The organism is Sphingomonas sp. AX6 (assembly GCF_902506605.1).
GTDB lineage: Bacteria > Pseudomonadota > Alphaproteobacteria > Sphingomonadales > Sphingomonadaceae > Sphingomonas.
This window is the reverse complement of the sequence record NZ_LR733979.1, coordinates 2,895,729-2,914,739: the sequence shown is the minus strand read 5'-3', so window position 1 is coordinate 2,914,739 and position 19,011 is coordinate 2,895,729. Positions and strand designations below refer to the sequence as shown.

22 protein-coding genes are annotated in these 19,011 nt (G+C 63.8%); 9 read left to right on the top strand and 13 right to left on the bottom strand.

Translation table 11 applies throughout. The features are described from left to right. The first annotated feature begins 75 nt into the window (after window positions 1-75). Complete coding sequence (locus ENHY17A_RS14065) at window positions 76-501, top strand: Hpt domain-containing protein (RefSeq protein WP_159713695.1); 426 nt, start codon at window positions 76-78, stop codon at window positions 499-501. A 145-nt stretch (window positions 502-646) separates the two neighbouring features. Here the strand turns inward: ENHY17A_RS14065 and bfr are convergent, their stop codons facing one another. The 11 genes from bfr to aroQ form a co-directional block, all read right to left on the bottom strand. Then, a complete protein-coding gene (gene bfr / locus ENHY17A_RS14060) occupies window positions 647-1,132 on the bottom strand; it encodes a bacterioferritin (RefSeq protein WP_159713693.1) in 486 nt (161 codons plus the stop codon). A gap of 87 nt (window positions 1,133-1,219) precedes the next feature. Next, window positions 1,220-1,405 carry a (2Fe-2S)-binding protein gene (locus tag ENHY17A_RS14055; protein ID WP_159713691.1) on the bottom strand — a complete coding sequence of 62 codons (186 nt, stop codon included), beginning with the start codon at window positions 1,403-1,405 and terminating at the stop codon, window positions 1,220-1,222. 84 nt (window positions 1,406-1,489) lie between these two features. Further along, window positions 1,490-2,716, bottom strand: a complete 1,227-nt coding sequence (locus ENHY17A_RS14050) for a DUF418 domain-containing protein (protein WP_159713689.1) — start codon at window positions 2,714-2,716, stop codon at window positions 1,490-1,492. Window positions 2,717-2,746: 30 nt separating this feature from the next. Then, window positions 2,747-3,421: a nitroreductase family protein gene (locus ENHY17A_RS14045; RefSeq protein ID WP_159713687.1), complete on the bottom strand. Its 675-nt coding sequence runs from the start codon at window positions 3,419-3,421 to the stop codon at window positions 2,747-2,749. Window positions 3,422-3,428: 7 nt separating this feature from the next. Further along, window positions 3,429-3,815 carry a hypothetical protein gene (locus ENHY17A_RS14040; protein ID WP_159713685.1) on the bottom strand — a complete coding sequence of 129 codons (387 nt, stop codon included), beginning with the start codon at window positions 3,813-3,815 and terminating at the stop codon, window positions 3,429-3,431. A gap of 63 nt (window positions 3,816-3,878) precedes the next feature. Continuing rightward, on the bottom strand, window positions 3,879-6,107 hold the full coding sequence (gene purL, locus ENHY17A_RS14035; RefSeq protein ID WP_159713683.1) for a phosphoribosylformylglycinamidine synthase subunit PurL: 2,229 nt from the start codon (window positions 6,105-6,107) through the stop codon (window positions 3,879-3,881). A 188-nt stretch (window positions 6,108-6,295) separates the two neighbouring features. Continuing rightward, window positions 6,296-7,879, bottom strand: coding sequence for a phospholipase D-like domain-containing protein (locus tag ENHY17A_RS14030; protein WP_159713681.1), 1,584 nt, complete (start codon window positions 7,877-7,879; stop codon window positions 6,296-6,298). Window positions 7,880-7,998: 119 nt separating this feature from the next. Beyond that, window positions 7,999-8,334, bottom strand: coding sequence for an arsenate reductase (glutaredoxin) (gene arsC, locus ENHY17A_RS14025; RefSeq protein WP_159713679.1), 336 nt, complete (start codon window positions 8,332-8,334; stop codon window positions 7,999-8,001). Continuing rightward, on the bottom strand, window positions 8,331-9,695 hold the full coding sequence (gene accC, locus ENHY17A_RS14020; protein WP_159713677.1) for an acetyl-CoA carboxylase biotin carboxylase subunit: 1,365 nt from the start codon (window positions 9,693-9,695) through the stop codon (window positions 8,331-8,333). The genes arsC and accC overlap by 4 nt, the downstream gene beginning before the upstream one ends. Beyond that, window positions 9,692-10,177 carry an acetyl-CoA carboxylase biotin carboxyl carrier protein gene (gene accB, locus ENHY17A_RS14015; RefSeq protein WP_159713675.1) on the bottom strand — a complete coding sequence of 162 codons (486 nt, stop codon included), beginning with the start codon at window positions 10,175-10,177 and terminating at the stop codon, window positions 9,692-9,694. Before accB ends, accC begins: the two co-directional genes overlap by 4 nt. 33 nt (window positions 10,178-10,210) lie before the next feature. Next, window positions 10,211-10,645 carry a type II 3-dehydroquinate dehydratase gene (gene aroQ / locus ENHY17A_RS14010; protein WP_159713673.1) on the bottom strand — a complete coding sequence of 145 codons (435 nt, stop codon included), beginning with the start codon at window positions 10,643-10,645 and terminating at the stop codon, window positions 10,211-10,213. Window positions 10,646-10,763: 118 nt separating this feature from the next. On the opposite strand from aroQ, the gene thiS reads away from it, so the two are divergent. Both thiS and ENHY17A_RS14000 read left to right on the top strand, forming a co-directional pair. Continuing rightward, entirely contained in the window at window positions 10,764-11,753 is a 990-nt protein-coding gene (gene thiS, locus ENHY17A_RS14005) for a sulfur carrier protein ThiS (protein ID WP_159713671.1), read from the top strand. A gap of 93 nt (window positions 11,754-11,846) precedes the next feature. After that, entirely contained in the window at window positions 11,847-12,017 is a 171-nt protein-coding gene (locus ENHY17A_RS14000) for a CsbD family protein (RefSeq protein ID WP_159713669.1), read from the top strand. A gap of 69 nt (window positions 12,018-12,086) precedes the next feature. On the opposite strand, the gene ENHY17A_RS13995 is transcribed toward ENHY17A_RS14000, so the two are convergent. Continuing rightward, window positions 12,087-13,031: a hypothetical protein gene (locus tag ENHY17A_RS13995; RefSeq protein WP_159713667.1), complete on the bottom strand. Its 945-nt coding sequence runs from the start codon at window positions 13,029-13,031 to the stop codon at window positions 12,087-12,089. Window positions 13,032-13,195: 164 nt separating this feature from the next. Between ENHY17A_RS13995 and ENHY17A_RS13990 the strand changes: the two genes are divergently transcribed. After that, window positions 13,196-13,501, top strand: coding sequence for a hypothetical protein (locus ENHY17A_RS13990; RefSeq protein ID WP_159713665.1), 306 nt, complete (start codon window positions 13,196-13,198; stop codon window positions 13,499-13,501). A 10-nt stretch (window positions 13,502-13,511) separates the two neighbouring features. Here the strand turns inward: ENHY17A_RS13990 and ENHY17A_RS13985 are convergent, their stop codons facing one another. Then, window positions 13,512-15,161 (bottom strand): thiamine pyrophosphate-binding protein, encoded by a 1,650-nt coding sequence (locus tag ENHY17A_RS13985; protein ID WP_159713663.1) that lies wholly within the window; start codon window positions 15,159-15,161, stop codon window positions 13,512-13,514. Window positions 15,162-15,271: 110 nt separating this feature from the next. Between ENHY17A_RS13985 and ENHY17A_RS13980 the strand changes: the two genes are divergently transcribed. The 5 genes from ENHY17A_RS13980 to ENHY17A_RS13960 are packed head-to-tail and all read left to right on the top strand — an operon-like array spanning window position 15,272 to window position 18,997. Continuing rightward, a complete protein-coding gene (locus ENHY17A_RS13980) occupies window positions 15,272-15,979 on the top strand; it encodes a CoA transferase subunit A (RefSeq protein ID WP_159713661.1) in 708 nt (235 codons plus the stop codon). Beyond that, on the top strand, window positions 15,976-16,863 hold the full coding sequence (locus ENHY17A_RS13975) for a 5'-nucleotidase, lipoprotein e(P4) family (protein WP_159713659.1): 888 nt from the start codon (window positions 15,976-15,978) through the stop codon (window positions 16,861-16,863). Before ENHY17A_RS13980 ends, ENHY17A_RS13975 begins: the two co-directional genes overlap by 4 nt. An 11-nt stretch (window positions 16,864-16,874) precedes the next feature. Further along, the gene (locus ENHY17A_RS13970) at window positions 16,875-17,483 is read left to right on the top strand and encodes a hypothetical protein (protein ID WP_159713657.1); all 609 of its coding nucleotides are present in this window, start codon (window positions 16,875-16,877) and stop codon (window positions 17,481-17,483) included. Window positions 17,484-17,486: 3 nt separating this feature from the next. Beyond that, window positions 17,487-18,122 (top strand): CoA transferase subunit B, encoded by a 636-nt coding sequence (locus ENHY17A_RS13965; RefSeq protein WP_159713655.1) that lies wholly within the window; start codon window positions 17,487-17,489, stop codon window positions 18,120-18,122. Then, the gene (locus tag ENHY17A_RS13960) at window positions 18,119-18,997 is read left to right on the top strand and encodes an alpha/beta hydrolase (protein WP_159713653.1); all 879 of its coding nucleotides are present in this window, start codon (window positions 18,119-18,121) and stop codon (window positions 18,995-18,997) included. Before ENHY17A_RS13965 ends, ENHY17A_RS13960 begins: the two co-directional genes overlap by 4 nt. Window positions 18,998-19,011: the final 14 nt, after the last annotated feature.

Here is a 19,011-nt window from a genome sequence, read left to right as displayed (position 1 = left end):
CGATTCGTCAACGCCCTGTTTACCGGTTGGCGGCTAAATTCCGCGTGACGTTACGGGGGCGTTTGGAGTGTGGGAATGATGCAGGCGCCGGTTGAAGGCACCCAATTGGTCAACTGGACGGCGTACCAGCAGGCGCGAGCCGAGCTGGGCGGCAATTTCGTGCGCATTCTCGGCTATTTCCGCGAAGACGGCATGAAGGCGGTGGACCAGATCGAAGCGGCCATGCGTAGCCACGATGCCGCCGCTCTGGTGCTGCCCGCACACACGCTGAAAGGCGAATCGCGACAGTTCGGGGCGGACCCGCTGGGGGACCGTGCCGAAATCATCGAGAATATCGCACGCCACTGCGTCGAAACGCGCGAGCGCCCCGATGCCGCGCTGGAGCATGTGGTGGGGATGCGGAAGCTGTTTCTGGAAACGCTGGACTTGCTGGAGCGCGAAGCCAATCCGCTGGTGATGCGCAAGCCCCAGGGCGGGTTCGGGCGGCGGGCGGCGGGGTAACACCTACCACCGACCATATCCAAATCCGTTCGCACTGAGTAGCCGCACAGCGGCGTATCGAAGTGCTGTCCTTCTTGGCATGAAGAAAGGGCAGTGCTTCGACAAGCTCAGCACAAACAGGATGCTAATATTCTGATCTCAAACCTTACTCGCCTTCGTGTTCGGGCTTCGAATTGAGCTGGATATAATTCTGGATGCCCATCCGCTCAATCATCTCGAGCTGGGTTTCCAGCGTATCGACATGCTCTTCCTCGCTGTCGAGGATGCGGCGGAACAGGTCGCGGCTGACGTAATCGCGGACCTTTTCGGCATGTTCGACCGCATCACGCAAGGTTGTGAGCGCTTCCATTTCGAGCGCGAGGTCGGCCCTGATGACCTCCTCGACCGTCTCGCCGATGCGCAGGCGACCCAGCAGCTGGAAATTGGGTAGGCCGTCGAGAAACAGGATGCGCTCCGACACCCAGTCGGCGTGCTTCATCTCATCGATCGATTCGTGACGCTCGAACTGGGCGAGCTTCTTGACGCCCCAATGGTCGAGCATCCGGTAATGCAGCCAATATTGGTTGATTGCCGTCAGTTCGTTCTTGAGCACCTCGTTGAGATACTCGACGACCTTTTCGTCACCCTTCATCGCGCCGGTCCTTTATCTGGTCGGCGGCGATCATACGCTCAAATCGGACGTTTAGACAGCGGAAAACGGCAGAAATCCGCCGTTTTTTTAAGCTGCGACTGTCATGCAATCGCGGGCTTCGGCATCGATAATGGCTCGCGCGAACGGGACGCATTGACCGCATTTGGCCTGGCGACCCATCGACCGGTACGCTTGGCATGCGCTGCGCGCACCCTGACGTGCCGCTTCGCGCACATCATGTTCCCGAATTGCATTGCAGACACAGACGACCATGCACATCCTCGCTACGCTGATCGTTGATTAGGGCGAGTGCGAATGATTCGCAAGCCTAATGCGAGGCGTTCGCATGATGTTCGGTCAGACGAGACGCCGCATGGGTTGAACCGATCCGCGCGCCATGCTGCGCCACAGCCACTCTAGCGGGCCATATGCGAATCGCTCCAGCCAGGGCTTGGACCAGGCCAGCATACCGATCCAGATCGCCAGAACGACGCCCCACAGTCCGAGCCGCGACAGCGCGCCGAACAGACCCAGCCCGTAACCGTAGAAGATTGCGGTACAGATCAGGCTGGTCATCAAATAATTGGTGAACGCCATCCGCCCGGCGGCTGCGATCCTTTCGGTGAACGGGCCACCGGGGCGAGAAGCGAGCAGGATCAGGCAGGCGATGCCGACGATCACCAGCGGGCGCAGCGGCACCGGCGCGACCAGGGTGGCGGTGACGACGCTCAGCAGCGAGAAATCGGCCGACGCCATCCACGCTGCGAGCGGCAGATAGATGGCGAACCCGGTCGCGATGCCGATCGCGGCCCAGCGCCGCATCTTTGCGACACGCCACTCACCGCGGAACAATCCGGTCTTGAGCAATCCCATGCCGATCAGCATCAGTCCCAGCGTCTCCATCCCCATATATTGCAGGTCACGCAAAGGGCTCCAGCCGAACCGCGCGGTCCGGTCGGCGAAGATGCCGGAATAGTCGCCGCGATAGATCGCCGTCTCGCGCGCCGCGTGCGCGGCATCCGGCACGCCGAAGCTATTGGCATAACCCTGGAGCGCAGCGGCGGCTTCCCTGGCGGGAAGCTCGGCCTCAAGCGTGGCGATCTGGACCGGCAGGCCAATGCTGAACAGCGTGTGCGCCCCGATCAGCGCGGCGGAGAGGCCGAACAGCGTGCGGGCGCTTTGATGCACCGCGAGATAGGCGACCATGCCCACGATGGCATAATGCGCCAGGATATCGCCCCACCATACCAGCCATAGGTGGATCAGCCCGAACCCCAGCAATGTGACCATGCGGCAATAGTGGACCCTAGCCGGGTTTTCGCCCTTCGCGCTGGCACGCTCGACCACCAGCAGCATCGAGGCTCCGAACAGCAGTGAGAACAAGCCCCGCATCTTGCCGTCGAACAGGACGTAGTTGAACAGATAAACCCCGCGGTCGACCGCGCTGGCGTCACCGGTCGCGAGCGGGTTGAAATAGGCGGGGAAGATCAGCGCGAACCCCGCGATATTCATCGCCAGAATGCCCATCACCGCGACGCCGCGAACGATGTCGAGCGCGGCGATGCGGTCGCTGGTGTTCGCCATAGTTCCTCCCGGAAACTTCACCCCGTCGCGCTAGAGCCAAGTGGCGATTGCGTCGAGCGGCTTTCGCTTGATCGCGTGGACCGGGATAGTGGCGTCATCGGCGGCATGCCCGACGACGACGATCATCATCGGTTTTTCGCTATCGGGACGATTGCAAAGGCGATTGAGGAATTTCATCGGGTTGGGGGTGTGGGTCAATGTCGCAACCCCCGCCGCGTGTAGCGTCGCTAGAAGCAACCCCGTCGCGATGCCGACGCTTTCGGTAACGTAATAATTCTGGCGATCGTCGCCCGGATTCGGTCCGCCGCGACGCTGACCGAAAATGACGATCAGCCAGGGGGCGATGTCGAGATAGGATTTGTCGGCATCGGTGCCGATCGGGGCGAGTGCCTCCAGCCATTCCTGACCCGCCTTGCCCGCATAGAATTCGCGTTCCTCGGCCTCTGCCCCTGTTCGGACGGCATGTTTGAGGTCGGGTGAGGCGATGACGGCAAAATGCCAGGGCTGGTGGTTCGCACCGCTCGGTGCCGATCCCGCCGCAAGGATGGCACTTTCAAGGATCGCACGCGGCACGGGCCGGTCCGAAAAGGCGCGGCAGGTGCGACGCGTGGCAAGCGATACACGCAGCGCCTCTACCGCTGCCAGTCGGTCGTCATCGGACAGGTCGGGATAGGGTTTCCACGGAATCGTCGGCGCTTCGGTCATTTCTGAATTATTGCGCAGGCGCAGCGTCCAGTTTCAAGCCGTTCCAGCGTTCGGCGATGCGATGTACGTCGCCTGGGATGAAGCCGTCTGATTGTACCCGGTCGGCCAGCATATCGGCAGATAGCGCGTCGCCTTCCCACAGCAACCAAACATGTCCGGAAGGTTGCATCAGGCCGGATAGCGCCTGGAGATCGCGGTCGAGCCGGGCTTCGTCGTCGATGACGATCACCGCCACCTCCATCCCGGTCGACGGGGATGCGAGCAGTTCCGCCCCGATTGCCTCTGGGTCGATCGCGTTGCGCAACGCTTCGGGTGCGTTGCGCAACCACAACCGGACGCCGCGCATCAGCCCCAGCGCGGTGGCGGTTTCGTTGGTTTCGTTGCCAATCGTCATGCGCGCCATCCCTATGCCGTGTCGGTGCTTAACGCAGGCAGGCGGCAAAGGGATGCGTGGGCGTCACGCCAACGCGGCATCTGCCCCCATCAGTTTGGGAAAGAAGCCTTCATGCGCGTCGCGTAGTTCTGCGATGGTCAGGCAGAAATCGCCTTCGTCGAGTTCGAAAACCAGTCGGTCGCGGATGGTACGACCGATCGGGTCGGCGGGCACGTCCAATTCCGATGCGTGGGTCAGGAAATCGGCGAGCGCCTCGTCCTTGACGGTGACGACGTACAGCCCCTGATCCTCGCCGAAGAATGATCCGGCGACGCCGAAGGGCTGGGCCTCGTTGATCATCGCGCCGATGTTCGATGCCAGCGCCATTTCGGCGATCGTCACCGCCATGCCGCCGTCGGACACGTCGTGGCAGGCGGTGATATTGCCGCGCTCGATCTGCGCGCGCAGGAAATCGCCGGTGCGGCGTTCGGCGCGCAGGTCGACGGGCGGCGGTGGGCCTTCCTCGCGGCCATGGACTTCGCGCAGCCAGATCGACTGGCCGAGATGCCCGCCGCGTTCGCCGAGCGCGATGATGACGTCGCCGGTGCCCTTGAAGCCGATGGTAACCGATTTGGACCAGTCGGCCAGCAATCCGACGCCGCCGATCGCGGGGGTGGGCAGGATCGCGGAGCCGCCGCCGGTCGCCTTCGATTCATTGTAGAGCGAGACGTTGCCAGAGACGATCGGGAAGTCGAGCGCGCGGCACGCTTCGCCCATGCCGTCGAGGCAGCCAACGATCTGGCCCATGATTTCGGGGCGCTGCGGATTGGCGAAGTTGAGGCAGTTGGTGATCGCCAGCGGCTTCGCGCCGACCGCTGTCAGGTTGCGCCAGGCTTCGGCCACAGCTTGCTTGCCGCCTTCGACCGGATCGGCGAAGCAATAGCGCGGCGTGCAATCCGTGGTGATCGCCAGGCCCTTCTGGGTGCCATGCACGCGGACGACCGCCGCGTCGCCGCCGGGGCGTTGCACGGTGTCGCCGCCCACCATGTGGTCATATTGCTCCCAGATCCATCGGCGGCTGGCGATGTCGGGCGACGCCATCAGCGTCAACAGGTCGGCGCGCAGATCGGTCGATTCGGGCTCGTCGGTCAGTTCTGTGGGCTTGGGCGTCGCGACGTGCGGGCGGTCGTAGAGCGGCGCGTCGTCGGCCAGCGGGGCGAGCGGGATGTCGGCCACCGTATCGCCTTTCCATTTCAGCACCATCCGCCCGGTGTCGGTGACATGGCCGATCACCGCGAAATCCAGTTCCCATTTGTGGAAGATTGCCTGCGCCTCTGCCTCGCGGCCGGGCTTCAGCACCATCAACATGCGTTCCTGCGATTCCGACAGCATCATTTCATACGGCGTCATGCCGGTTTCGCGCTGGGGCACGTCGTCCATGATGAGTTCGATGCCGACGCCGCCCTTCGACGCCATCTCGACGCTCGACGAGGTGAGGCCCGCGGCACCCATGTCCTGGATCGCGACGATCGCATCGGATGCCATGAGTTCCAGGCAAGCCTCGATCAGCAGCTTTTCGGTGAACGGGTCGCCGACCTGAACGGTGGGGCGCTTGGCGTCGGCGTCGTCGCCGAAATCGGCGCTCGCCATCGTCGCGCCGTGGATGCCGTCGCGCCCGGTCTTCGACCCGACATAGACGATCGGATTGCCGACGCCGCTGGCCGCGCTGTAGAAAATCTTGTCCTGATCGGCGACGCCCACGGTCATCGCATTGACCAGGATGTTGCCGTCATAGGCGGGGTGGAAATTGACCTCGCCGCCAACCGTCGGCACGCCCACGCAATTGCCGTATCCGCCGATCCCGTGGACGACGCCCGCGATCAGGTGGCGCATCTTGGGATGGTCGGGCCGTCCGAAACGCAGCGCGTTCATGTTGGCGATCGGCCGCGCACCCATGGTGAACACGTCGCGCAGGATGCCGCCGACGCCGGTCGCTGCGCCCTGATAGGGTTCGATGTAGGACGGGTGGTTGTGCGACTCCATCTTGAAGATCGCGGCCTGATTGTCGCCAATGTCGATCACGCCTGCGTTCTCGCCCGGACCGCAAATGACCCAGGGGGCTTCGGTGGGGAGCTTCTTCAGGTGAATGCGGCTCGATTTATAGCTACAATGCTCCGACCACATGACCGAAAAGATGCCGAGTTCGGTCAGGTTTGGCTCGCGGCCCATGGCGCCTAGTACGCGCTCATATTCTTCCGGTGTGAAGCCGTGTTCGGCGACGGTTTCGGGCGAGATCTGGCGCGTATCGGTCATGGCTCGCGGCTTTAGCGAGCGGCGGGCCGGGGGGCTAGTGCGGAATGCCGGGGAGCACCGATTGTGCTGAATGAATAACCCACACCGTTTGTGCTGAGCTTGTCGAAGCACTGTCCTTGTTCTTCGTGCTAAGTAGGACAGTGCTTCGATACGCGCCTGCGGCGCTACTCAGCACGAACGGGTTGGGGTTATTTGTTCTTATCGCCAGGCTTATCCTTTCCGCGCTTGGCCACCGCAACGGCGACACCCCCGGCAACGACCGCTGCGGCCGCCGCGCCCAGCGCGAAACTCGCGCGCTTGGTCTCCGGCCGATGTGGGCGATGCGCCTTCAACCGGCGAAACAGGCCCTTGCGCTCGGTAATTTCGAACGCGTCGTCGGGATGCTCGGGGTCGAGCACTTCGTTGTCGGCCAGCCATTCCTCGACCGCGTTAAGGTCGGGCACTTCGTACGGGATCAGCGTCTTGCCCGATCCGCGCAGTTCCTCGATCGCGGCGATCAGCGAACCGCCGCCTGCGTGCAGCGATTCGATCTTCTCCGCCGCAACGCCCAGATGCTCGCCGAGCAGGTCGTAGGCGATGTCATGAATGGTATCGACTTCATCCTCGTTGCCGTCGCGATCTGCGTCGATCGTCACATCGCATTCGGTGTCGAGCCCCATCGACCGGTTGTTGAAATTCGACGATCCGACGCGCAGCACATGGCCATCGATGATCGTCACCTTGGCATGGACATAGATCGGCTCGCCGCCCTCGGTGACGGGATGATAGAGCCGCAGGCGACCATATTTGTCGCGGTGGCGGAGCGCCTCGACAAGCCGTGCGCGGGCTGTGTCCATCGCGACGGGTTCGAGCCAGCCCTCGGCGGTCGTCGGATTGACCAGCACGAATTCGGGGCCGTCTTCTTCGCCCAATCGCCTGGCGATCGCCTCGGCCACCTTGCGCGATGCGAAATACTGGCTTTCGGCGTAGACCCAGTGTTTGGCATGGGCGATCAGGTCACAATAAAGCGCCTCGATCTCGCGGACTTCGTCGTCGCCATCAACGCATGGATGGGTACGCGAAATCGCGATCTCGGCGTCGGTGAACTGGACCGGCAGGCCGTCGGGCCAGCACGCCTTTGTCGATGGCGGAACGGGGAGAGGGTGCCCACCCGCCTCTGCCCAACGGGTACGGCACAAATCACCCAGTGCTGCGGCGACATCACCCGACATCGCGGTGGTGACGTCGTGCCACGGGCCGTATGGCTCGCCATCGGGGCCGATGCGTTCGGGATCGTCGTCGAGATGCTCGCGCGTGTCCCATCGCCCGGCGGTCATGTCGATCCCGCCGCAAAAGGCGATGCAGTCGTCGATCACGACCACTTTCTGGTGATGCGATCCGCCGGTCGGGTGGTGGCCGTCGAGTTTCAGGTGAATGCGCGGATGCTTCGCCCAGCGCATCAGCGTGAAGATGGTGCGCCCGCGGAACAGATTCTTCATCGCGCCGACATCCCAGCGCAACAGATGAATTTGTAAAGTCGGCGTGCGTTCGATGAGCCAATCGATGAATTCGCCGACGGTGACGGGGGCCTCATCCTCGCCTTCGCGCACCAGGCGGATGCGCGCGTCGAAATCCCAGCCGACCAGCATGATCTGGTGCTTGGCGGACTTCATCGCCTGGCGCGAGATGCGGAAATAATCCTCGGCATCGACGATCACGGTCGCCTTTTCGGCGCGTTCGATCCGCCAGCAATTGCGCTCGATTTCAAGGGGGAGTTGGTCGTGAGTCTTCATTTGGTGAGCCAGCCCCTCGATGATTGTGTCGGAGTCTAGAGAGAGTAATAGCCTTCGTCATCCCAAGCCACGAAAACCCTTCTTCGCTCGAAACGAACGGGATGGGGGATGGCGGAAGGTTAAAGTATCTCTCTCACGCGCTCCGGCGGACGACCCAGCCGCACACCCTTTTCGGTTTCGACCAAGGGGCGTTCGATGAGGATCGGGTCGCTCGCCATCGCCTCCAGTAACGTCGCGTCATCGGCGTCGCGGAGCAATTTCGCACCGGGCTCAGCCGTACGCAGACCGTCGCGCGGCGACATCCCCGCCTTTTCGTAAAGCCGCCTGAGCTCACCCGCGCTGGGCGCGTCCTTCAGATATTCGACCACCTCCACATCGGCGCCGGCATCCTTCAGGATCGCCAGCGCCTCACGCGATTTGGAACAGCGCGGATTGTGGAGGATGCGCGCCTTCACGCCGGTTCGTCCGCCTCGCGCGCCAGCCACTCCTCCAGCCACTTGATCGTATAGTCGCCCTTCTGGAATTCGGGATCGTCGAGCAACGCCCGATGCAACGGCACCGTCGTCTTGACCCCCGTCACCACGAATTCTTCAAGCGCGCGGCGCAGGCGCATCAGGCAACCTTCGCGGGTGCGGCCATAGACGATCAGCTTGGCGATCATCGAATCGTAGTATGGCGGGATTTTATAGCCCGCATAGATGCCGCTATCGACGCGGACGTGCATGCCGCCGGGGGCGTGGAACTGGACCACGGTGCCGGGCGAGGGGGCGAAGGTCTTCGCGTCCTCGGCATTGATGCGGCATTCGATCGCGTGACCGCGAAATTCGATCTCGTCCTGTTTGACCGACAGCGGTTCGCCCTCGGCAATGCGGATCTGTTCGCGGACCAGGTCGATGCCGGTGATCATTTCGGTCACCGGATGTTCGACCTGCAGGCGGGTATTCATTTCGATGAAATAGAATTCGCCGTTTTCCCACAGGAATTCGATCGTTCCCGCGCCGCGATAGTGCATGTCGGCCATCGCCTTGGCACAGACCATCCCCATCCGATCGCGGTCGGCCTGACCCAGCACGGGGGAGGGGGCTTCCTCCAGCACTTTCTGGTGGCGACGCTGGAGCGAGCAATCGCGCTCGCCCAGATGGATGGCCTGGCCATTGCCGTCGCCGAACACCTGAAACTCGATGTGGCGCGGATTGCCGAGATATTTCTCGATATAGACGGTCGCATCGCCAAACGCCGACTTCGCTTCCGAACCGGCCTGGCTCATCAGCGTTTCGATCGTGTCTTCGCTCTCGCAGACCTTCATCCCGCGACCGCCGCCGCCCGATGCCGCCTTGATGATCACCGGATAGCCGATTTCGGCGGCGATGCGCTTGGCCTCGACCACGTCGCTGACGGCGCCGTCCGAGCCTGGGACCAAAGGCAGGCCGAGCGCGCCCGCGGTCCGCTTCGCCTCCACCTTGTCGCCCATCACCCGGATATGTTCGGGCTTAGGGCCGACAAACAGGATGTTGTGCAACTCGACGATCTCGGCGAACTTCGCGTTCTCCGAGAGGAAGCCGTAACCTGGGTGGATCGCATCCGCGCCGGAGATTTCGGCGGCGGAGATGATATTCGGGATGTTCAGATAGCTCTCACCCGCAGGCGGCGGGCCGATGCAGATCGCCTCGTCGGCCAACCGCACATGCATTGCGTCGGCGTCGGCGGTGGAATGCACGGCGACCGTCTTGATCCCCATTTCATGGCAGGCACGGTGGATGCGCAGCGCGATCTCACCGCGATTGGCGATGAGCAGCTTCTTGATCTTCTGCCTCATTCTACGACGACGAGCGGCTGGTCGAATTCGACCGGCTGGCCGTTCTCCACGAGCACTTGTTTGACGGTGCCTGCGCTGGGCGCGAGGATCGGGTTCATCACCTTCATCGCCTCGACGATCAGCAGCGTGTCGCCTGCCTTGACGGTCTGGCCGGAGGAGACGAACGGCTTGGTGCCCGGTTCGGACGAGAGATAGACGGTGCCGACCATCGGCGATTTGACCGCGTTGGCCGCCGCGGCGGGGGCGGATGCGCCAGTCTCGGCAGCCCCGACCGGAGCCGCAGCCAGTGGCGCAGGCGCGGCGGCAGGTGCCGGGGCATAGGCGATCGGCGCGGCGGGTGCGGCCTTGCGCGCGACGCGCACCTTGCGGTCGCCATCCTCGACCTCGATTTCGGTCAGTTGCGTTTCGTCCAGAACGGCGGCAAGCGCGCGGACCAATTCGATGTCGACGCTCATTCCGCCAGTGGTGTTATTCTCGGTCATGCGACCCCCAGTGAATCCGAAACGGGCCTCCTGTCAGAGACGGGCGGCTGCTTCAAGCGCCAGCGTATAGGAAAGCGCGCCGAAGCCCGCGATGGTTCCCTTCGCCGCCTGTCCGATCAGGCTGACATGGCGAAAGGAATTACGCGCGTGCGGGTTGGACAGATGCACCTCGATGACGGGTGTCGTTATCGCCAGAATCGCGTCGTGGATCGCGACCGAGGTGTGGGTGTAGCCGCCCGCGTTCAGCAACACCGCCTTCGCCTCGAACGATTGCGCCTCGTGCAGCCAATCGACCAGATGCCCTTCGTGGTTCGATTGGCGCAGGTCGATGGTCAGGCCCAGATCGCGGGCACGATCGTCAAGCTGGTTGGCAATATCGTCCAGCGTGTCGTGGCCGTAAATCTCGGGCTCGCGCATCCCCAGCAGGTTGAGGTTGGGGCCGTTCAGGACGAAGATCGTGCCGCTCATCATGGACCTTCCGGTTGCGGGGGCGGGGCTCACGCCATATCTGCCGCTTTCCCTACCCGTTCGGGCCGCGCGAAGTCGAGAGACGTTTCATAAGCGAACCGACCACCGGAGAGCAGTCTTGCACAGCGACGGCACCGTCAGCATTCGAATCAACGGCGAACATCGCCGCGTCCGCGGCGGGATAACGCTTGCCCAATTGGCACGCGAACTCGGGCTGGTGCCCGAAAAGGTCGCGGTGGAACGCAATCTGGAGATCGTGCCGCGCTCGACGCTGGAGACGGTGGCGGTAGAGGATGGCGACGAGCTGGAGATCGTACATTTCGTCGGGGGTGGCGATCATGACGATCGCTGGACGGTCGCTGGCCGGACCTTCAACTCGCGCCTGATCGTCGGGACCGGCAAGTATAAGGATTTCGAGCAGAACGCCGCCGCGGTCGAGGCGGCGGGGGCTGAGATCGTCACCGTCGCAGTGCGCCGCGTGAACGTTAGCGACCCCAACGCACCGATGCTGACTGACTATATCGATCCGAAAAAGATCACCTATCTCCCGAACACCGCCGGTTGTTTTGATGCCGAATCGGCGATCCGGACGCTGCGTCTGGCGCGTGAGGCGGGCGGTTGGGATTTGGTGAAGCTGGAGGTGCTGGGCGAGGCGCGCACGCTATACCCCGACATGGTCGAGACGATCCGCGCGACTGAGGTGCTGGCCAAGGAAGGCTTCAAGCCGATGGTTTACTGCGTCGATGATCCGATTGCCGCGAAACGGCTGGAGGATGCGGGTGCGGTCGCGATCATGCCGCTGGGCGCGCCGATTGGATCGGGGCTGGGCATCCAGAACCGCGTCACGATCCGCCTGATCGTCGAGGGTGCAAAAGTGCCGGTGCTGGTCGATGCGGGGGTGGGCACCGCGTCAGACGCCGGCGTCGCGATGGAACTGGGCTGCGACGGCGTGCTGATGAACACCGCCATCGCCGAGGCCAAGGACCCGATCATGATGGCACGCGCGATGCGGCTGGCCGTGGAAAGCGGGCGACTGTCCTATCGTGCCGGGCGGATGGGGCGGCGCATGTATGCCGATCCGTCGAGTCCGCTTGCCGGACTGATTTGACGGAACCCTTTTCCGGTTCGCCCGTTCATTCCCCGAGACCGCAAAACGCGGCTACCGCGCCGAAAGTGCGAGGAATTACAAGGAGCTATCATCATGGGTGAACTCGTCGACAAGGTCAAAGGCAACGTCAACGAAGCCATTGGCAACGTAAAGCAGAAGTCGGACAATCCTGAGACGCAGGCTGAAGGCGCGCGTCAGGAAGCTAAGGGCAAGGCCCAGCAAGCCAAGGGCGAAGTCAAGGGTGCGCTCGGCGACGATATCTGATTGTCGATCGACCATTCGAACCGAAAGGGTCGTCCCATATGGGGCGGCCCTTTTTCGTGAGGTCACCGGCTAGTCGAAGGAAAGCGGTGCGCGGCGACCATCGAGATAGCAATGGTCAGGGCGGTCGAAACGACATCCGCCAAGTTTCAGCCGCTGGACGATCTGAACCGCTCGCAACAGCGCCAGGCGGTTATTGTCGGTCAGCATGGCGCTCGCCAATTGCTGTTGGCGCACGACCAGCCTGCCACCCCGCTCGACGCTAACGAGATCGCGATCGACCAGACGCCCGACATCGCGCCGGACGGTCGAATGCGGCACGCCCAGGACTGCCGCTAGCCTGCTCACCCGTACCGGCACCCGCAGGCTGTCGGGGGGAATGGTGTCGAGCCGCGCATAGCGAGGGGCGAGATCCGCGTCATAGGTAAGGTGTCGGACGTTGGCGGCGATGATCGCATTGCCGACCACTGCCGTCAGCGCACTGCCGTACAGACTGCGGTTGCGTTCGAACAGGAACAAGGTGGTATCGAGCAGGACGATCAGCGTCTCCACCGGCCGATAATCGATGTCGACGCGCGTGATCGGCAACGGAATGTCGAACCGCGCCAGATCGGCGATGTGCCCGATCATCACATCGTGGAATTCGCGCAACAGCGCCATTGTATCGGGTCGGTCGCACAGGTCGGGGCAAAGCACTACCCCGCCGGAATCACGTTGGGCGAGCCCATGATCGATCAGCCTGCCGACATGGCGGCGCGTGGTTTCGAACGGCATCCCCATCGATGCCGCGATGCCCGAAACGCTGATGGCGCGGGGGGCATCGCGCTGGTCCGGAAACGGCAGACGCGCATAGCGCAACAGCATCAGTACGATCGCGACCCGGTCATAGGTCGATCCACCGTCGAGCGCCCCACCGAAGTGATGGCGGGTGCGGACGAGAATATGCAGCACCATTTCTGCCGCCAGTCGTCCGATCAGGCGCGTGGGGGCAGTCGGCGATCTGATGAGTTGGAACAAGTCTTGGCCTCGACACGACGGACGGCAAGCGTTGCAGGAAGCGGACCGCCTTTCCAGTTCCAATGCACGACCGGATCGGGCTTTTCGCCAAAATGGGTAGCACGATCGTTGCGCGATGCCGCGTCATGCGCGCATTTCCGTTTCGGCAAAGGGGGCTTTGACACATGACGAAGGGTGGTGGCGGCGTTTCTCGTCACGAGGAAGACATTGGCGGATCGACGCATCTGGCGGAAATTTTCATGCGCTGCGCCGATTATGCCGACGCACAGGATGATGCCGCGCTGATCGATTTCCTGCGTCACGCCGCGACCGCCGCCGATGCGGGCAAACCGCTGCCGCTAGGCGATCTCGACGCGATTTTCGCTCCCGATGGCGCGCTTCGACGCGCCAGCATCGCCGGGGGCTGGGACGAGGAATATATCGGTCTCGCTGCCGCCTATCGCAGCGAAACCGCGGGGATGCGCGACTGATCGGGGGCGATCAGCGCGCGCGGATGGCGCTGATCGTCGTCCCCGGATTGATAATTTCGATGTCGGTTTTCAGGTGAAGCAGGCGAAGGCCGCTCGCCGCCATCGCGCGGTCGAAGGCGGGTGCGAAGTCCGCGGTACGCTCGACCGTCTCCGCGGTAGCGCCGTACGCACGGGCAAGCGCGGCGAAATCGGGATTGCCCAGGCCGGTGGCGCTGACCCGACCGGGATATTCGCGCTCCTGGTGCATTCGGATCGTGCCGTAGCCGCCATTGTCGACGACGATGACGATCAGGTTCGCGCCATGCTGGATAGCGGTCGCCAATTCCTGCCCGTTCATCAGGAAATCGCCGTCGCCTGCGGTCGCGACCACCAGCCGATCGGGGTTGCGAAGCGCCGCGGCGACGGCCGCGGGGACGCCGTAGCCCATCGCCCCGCACGTCGGCGCAAGCTGCGCGCACGGCCCCGAATAACGCCAGTAACGGTGCCACCAGGCGGAAAAATTGCCCGCGCCGTTGCAGATCATCGTGTCGGCGGGGGCGACTTCGCGCATGTGGGCCACGCACGGGCCGAGATCGAGCTGGACGCCGTCGCGCGGTTTGGGATCGGACCAGTCGAGCCATTCGGCATGCGCCGCCGCGCCGGTCTCGAACCGCGGCAAGTCGGCCACTGCGTTCAGCGCGGTCGCGAAGCTGCGCATATCGGCGCAGATGGCAAGGTCGGCGGCATAGACACGGTTCAATTCTTCCGGGTCGGGATGGACGTGGATCATCGTCTGGCCCGCATGATCGGGGTCGATCAGCGTATAGCCGTCGGTGGTCGCTTCCCCCATCCGCGCGCCGATGACGAGCAGCAGGTCGGCGTCGCGAATGCGTTCGGGCAGGCGCGGGCAGGGGCCATAGCCCAGATTGCCCGCATAGACCGACAGCGTGTTGGGCACTGAATCCTGCTGACGAAACGCGACCGCAACCGGCATTCCGATCCGCTCGGCCGCTTCTACGAATGCGCTCGACGCGCCGCCGCACCAGCCCGCTCCGCCGATAACGGCGATCGGGTTCTTCGCCGCGCCAAGCATCTCGACCAGCCGCTGCATCGATTGCACGTCAGCAGCTTGCGGAAGCTTCTCGATTCGCGGGCGATCGATCGCCTCCACGACGTCGGTCAGCATATCCTCTGGCAGCGCCAGCACCACCGGCCCCGGCCGCCCGTTCATCGCCGTTGCATAGGCGCGCGCGATATATTCCGGCAGCCGTGCCGCATCGTCGATCCGCGCGGCCCATTTGGCGATCGGTGCAAACATCGCCTCGAAATCGATCTCCTGAAACGCCTCGCGGTGCCGCGTTCCCCGGTCGATGTCGCCGATGAACAGGATCATCGGTCGCGAATCCTGCATCGCGACATGGACGCCGATCGACGCATTGGTCGCGCCCGGACCGCGCGTGACGAAGGCGACGCCCGGCCGCCCGGTCATCTTCCCGTCGGCGGACGCCATGAAGGTCACGCCGCCTTCCTGCCGACACGTCACAACGTCGATCTGCGGTGTGTCGTGCAACGCGTCGAGCACGGCGAGGAAACTTTCGCCCGGCACCTGAAAGATGCGGTCGCACCCCTGTGCGATCAGGTTGTCGACTAGGATGCGGCCGCCGGTGCGTGTTTTGGTCATGGTCGCAGGGTCTAGCGGGCGAGAACGGCTTTGGGGAGGGGGAGCGTCGCTTGACCGCCCGACGCCCGCCCGACTATCGCCTGAAGCCAAGGTCAAGAAGGGAATCGTCGATGAAAAAGCTCTATCCCAACGCCGAGGCAGCGCTTGACGGCTTGCTCCATGACGGGATGACGATTTGCGCTGGCGGCTTTGGGCTGTGCGGCATCCCCGAGCGGCTGATCGACGCGATCCAGGCGGCGGGGGTCAGGGATCTGACGATCGCCAGCAACAATGCGGGCATCGATAACGAAGGGTTGGGCAAGCTGCTCCGCTCGCGCCAGGTCAAGAAGATGATCTCCAGCTATGTCGGCGAGAACAAGGAGTTCGAGCGGCAGTATCTGAGTGGCGAGTTGGAGGTGGAATTCTGCCCCCAGGGAACGCTGGCCGAACGGTGTCGTGCGGGCGGGGCAGGAATCCCCGGCTTCTACACCAAGACCGGCGTCGGCACGGAAGTCGCCGAGGGCAAGGAAGTGAAGGTTTTCGACGGTGAGGAGTTCATCCTGGAGCGCGGCATCCGTGCCGACCTGTCGATCATCAAGGGCTGGAAAGCGGACGAGGCGGGCAACCTGATCTTCCGCAAGACCGCGCGCAACTTCAACCAGCCGATGGCGACTGCGGCCAACATCTGCGTTGCCGAGGTCGAGGAAATCGTTCCGGTCGGCAGCCTCGATCCCGATACCATCCATCTGCCCGGCATCTATGTGAAGCGCATGATTATCGGCGCACCCTACGACAAGAAGATCGAGTTCCGCACCGTGCGCGAACGCGAGACGGCATGATGCGACCGACCCGCATCGGTTTGGTCGCGTTCGGTGCGATGCTGCTCGCAGGCTGTGCCGCCACCGCTACCCAAGCCCCTGTTGCACAACCGGTTTCCCCCACTTCACCAGCCGAGCCGCCCAAGGGAATGCAGTGGCTGTACGGGTCGGGCGAGGCGGCGGCGACGTCGATCCAGGGATATCGCGCGTTTCGCGATCATGTGCTTACCGCAATCAAGGCGCGTCCGCGTGACAGCGTGGTGCTGGCAGAAGGCGCGACGCTCGCCGCGCCGCGCTGGGTGCCGTGTGGCAATCGGCCCTTTGCGGTCGTGCTCGATGTCGACGAAACCGTGCTCCAGAATCTCGGGTACGAATATGACGAGGCGATCACGGGCCGCAGTTTCGACAGTCCGCGGTGGCAGCGCTGGGAGCGCACCGGTGCCGGACAGGTCGCACCGATCCCAGGGGCGGTCACCGCCCTGCGCGCGCTGCGTCAGGCGGGCGTCACCGTGATCTACAACACCAACCGCGAAAGCGTCCACGCCGCGCAGACCGCCGATGCGCTCAATCGCAACGGCCTCGGCCCGGTCAAGCACCGCGAGACGATGTGGCTGGCGGGCGACGTCGGCACCGGATCGGCCAAGGACGCGCGCCGCGCGGTGATCTCCGAACGCTATTGCGTCGTCGCGATGGCAGGCGATCAGCTTGGCGATTTCTCCGACCTTTTCAATGCCAAGGCGCTGAAAGTTCGCGAGAGGCGGGAAGCAGCGGGACGCGGCGATTATGCGGCGATGTGGGGCGCGGGCTGGTTCATGTTCGCCAATCCGGTTTATGGCCCCAGCATCCGGGGCGGTTTCGACGACGTATTTCCCGCCGACAAGCAATGGCGCGACCCCGGCGAGTGAAAGGCACATTTATGCGTATCTGTACTCCCCTAATGGCCGTCGCGGCGCTACTCGTGGCAAGCCCCGCAATTGCGCAAGTCACCGACGAAGCGATCGTCGAGGCGGCATTGCCAGACACCCAGTTCCGCGGCTTCCTGCTGCGGACCGTTTCCGGCACCGACACCTTCAAGCGCGCGTTCGTCGCGCTGGGTGCCGAGCAGGGGTGTGCGACGTTCGTGCCTGCGTTCCAGGCGACCTATGACAAGCATTTGCCGACCTGGCGCGCCAACATGGTGGCGGCATGGCGCGAGCATATCCCGGCGGAAACGCTTGAACAGGCGGTCGCGGCCGGTCCGGGCGAAGCAGGGCGCATCGCCGCGCCGCATGCCGAAGCCGTCGGCGGCGCGATGGAGGCATCGAGCAAACCGGTGCTGACCGAAGCCAGTGCCGAAGTGCTGGCCGCACTCGCCGAAAGCGCCAAGGCCGTTGATGTTGCTTCGATCGACCAGAAGGCGCGGATCGCTGAACTCGAAGCGCTCGACGCGCGCAATTTCTGTGGCGTGCTGGGCGGTGCGGTTGCGCCGACACCCACGACCACGAGCAACGACGAAGGCCGGCCTGGCCCGGTGCAGGGGAGATAATCGATGGCGTGGACACGCGACGAAATGGCGGCACGCGCCGCGCGCGAGTTGAAGGACGGGTTCTACGTCAATCTTGGCATCGGTATTCCGACCTTGGTCGCCAATCATATTCCGGCAGGCGTCGAGGTGACGCTTCAATCGGAAAACGGGATGCTGGGCATCGGACCCTTCCCCTATGCGGGTGAGGAAGACCCAGACCTGATCAATGCAGGCAAGCAAACGATCAGCGAATTGCCGAGCAGCGTCTATTTCTCGTCAGCCGACAGTTTCGCGATGATCCGCGGCGGGCATATCGACCTGACCGTGCTGGGCGCGATGGAAGTCAGCGAGAAGGGCGACATCGCCAACTGGATGATCCCCGGCAAGATGATCAAGGGCATGGGCGGGGCGATGGATCTCGTCGCGGGCGTCAAAAAGATCATCGTCGTGATGGAGCATAACGCCAAATCGGGCGATCCGAAGTTCATCCCCGAATGCACGCTGCCGCTAACCGGCAAGAACGTCGTCGACATGATCGTCACCGATCTGGCGGTGTTTCAGCGGCCCGACCATGACAGCCCGTTCAAGCTGGTGGAGATGGCGCCCGGCGTGACTGCCGACGAGGTCGCGGCCAAGACCACCGCGAGCTACGTTTCGTGACCGCGCGGCGGTGGGCGGCGGTGGCACTGATCCCGCTGCTCGCTGCCTGTACGCCGCAGGGCGTGCTCAATTCGCTCGACCGTGCGAGCGGCGCACGCGGGACCGAGCGTGCGGCCGAAGCAGTGGCGTTCGGCGATCATGGTCAGGCGCTCGATATCTGGCGTCCGGCCGAACGCGGCAATGGCCTGCGCCCGGTGGTGGTGTTCGTCTATGGCGGCGGCTGGGCGATGGGGCGGCGCGAGGAATATGGCTTTGCGGGCCGCGCCTTTGCCTCCCGCGGATACATCACCGTCGTCCCGGATTATCGCAAGCCGCTGTTCGAGGATTTCATGACCGATGGCGCGCAGGCGGTTGCCTGGACCCGCGCCAACATCGCGCGGTATGGCGGCGATCCCGACCGGATCGCACTGGCCGGGCATTCGGCTGGCGCGCATATCTCTGCATTGCTGGCACTCGATCCGCGTTGGCTGGCGGGGGCGGGTGCTCCCACGGGCACCGTGAAGGCCGTGGTCGGTCTTGCCGGGCCTTATGATTTCCTGCCCTTCACCTCGCCGCGTGCCGATGTCGCGATGGGGCATGTCGCGGACAAGCAGACGACCCAGCCGATAACCTATGCCCGTGCCGACGCGCCGCCGATGCTGCTTGCGACCGGAAGTGCGGATACGGTGGTCAAGCCGCGTAACTCGGTGGCGTTGGGTCGCGCGCTTGAGGGTCTGGGCGCGCCTGTCACGGTGCGCGAATATCCGGGAATGAGCCATGAGGGGATCGTCATGGCGCTGTCACGGCCGTTCGGCGGCAAGGGACCGGTGCTGGATGACGCGGCGGGGTTCCTGAACGGCGTGTTTTCGGGGGAACAGCATCCCGTTACCGATTGAAATTTGCCCCAAAC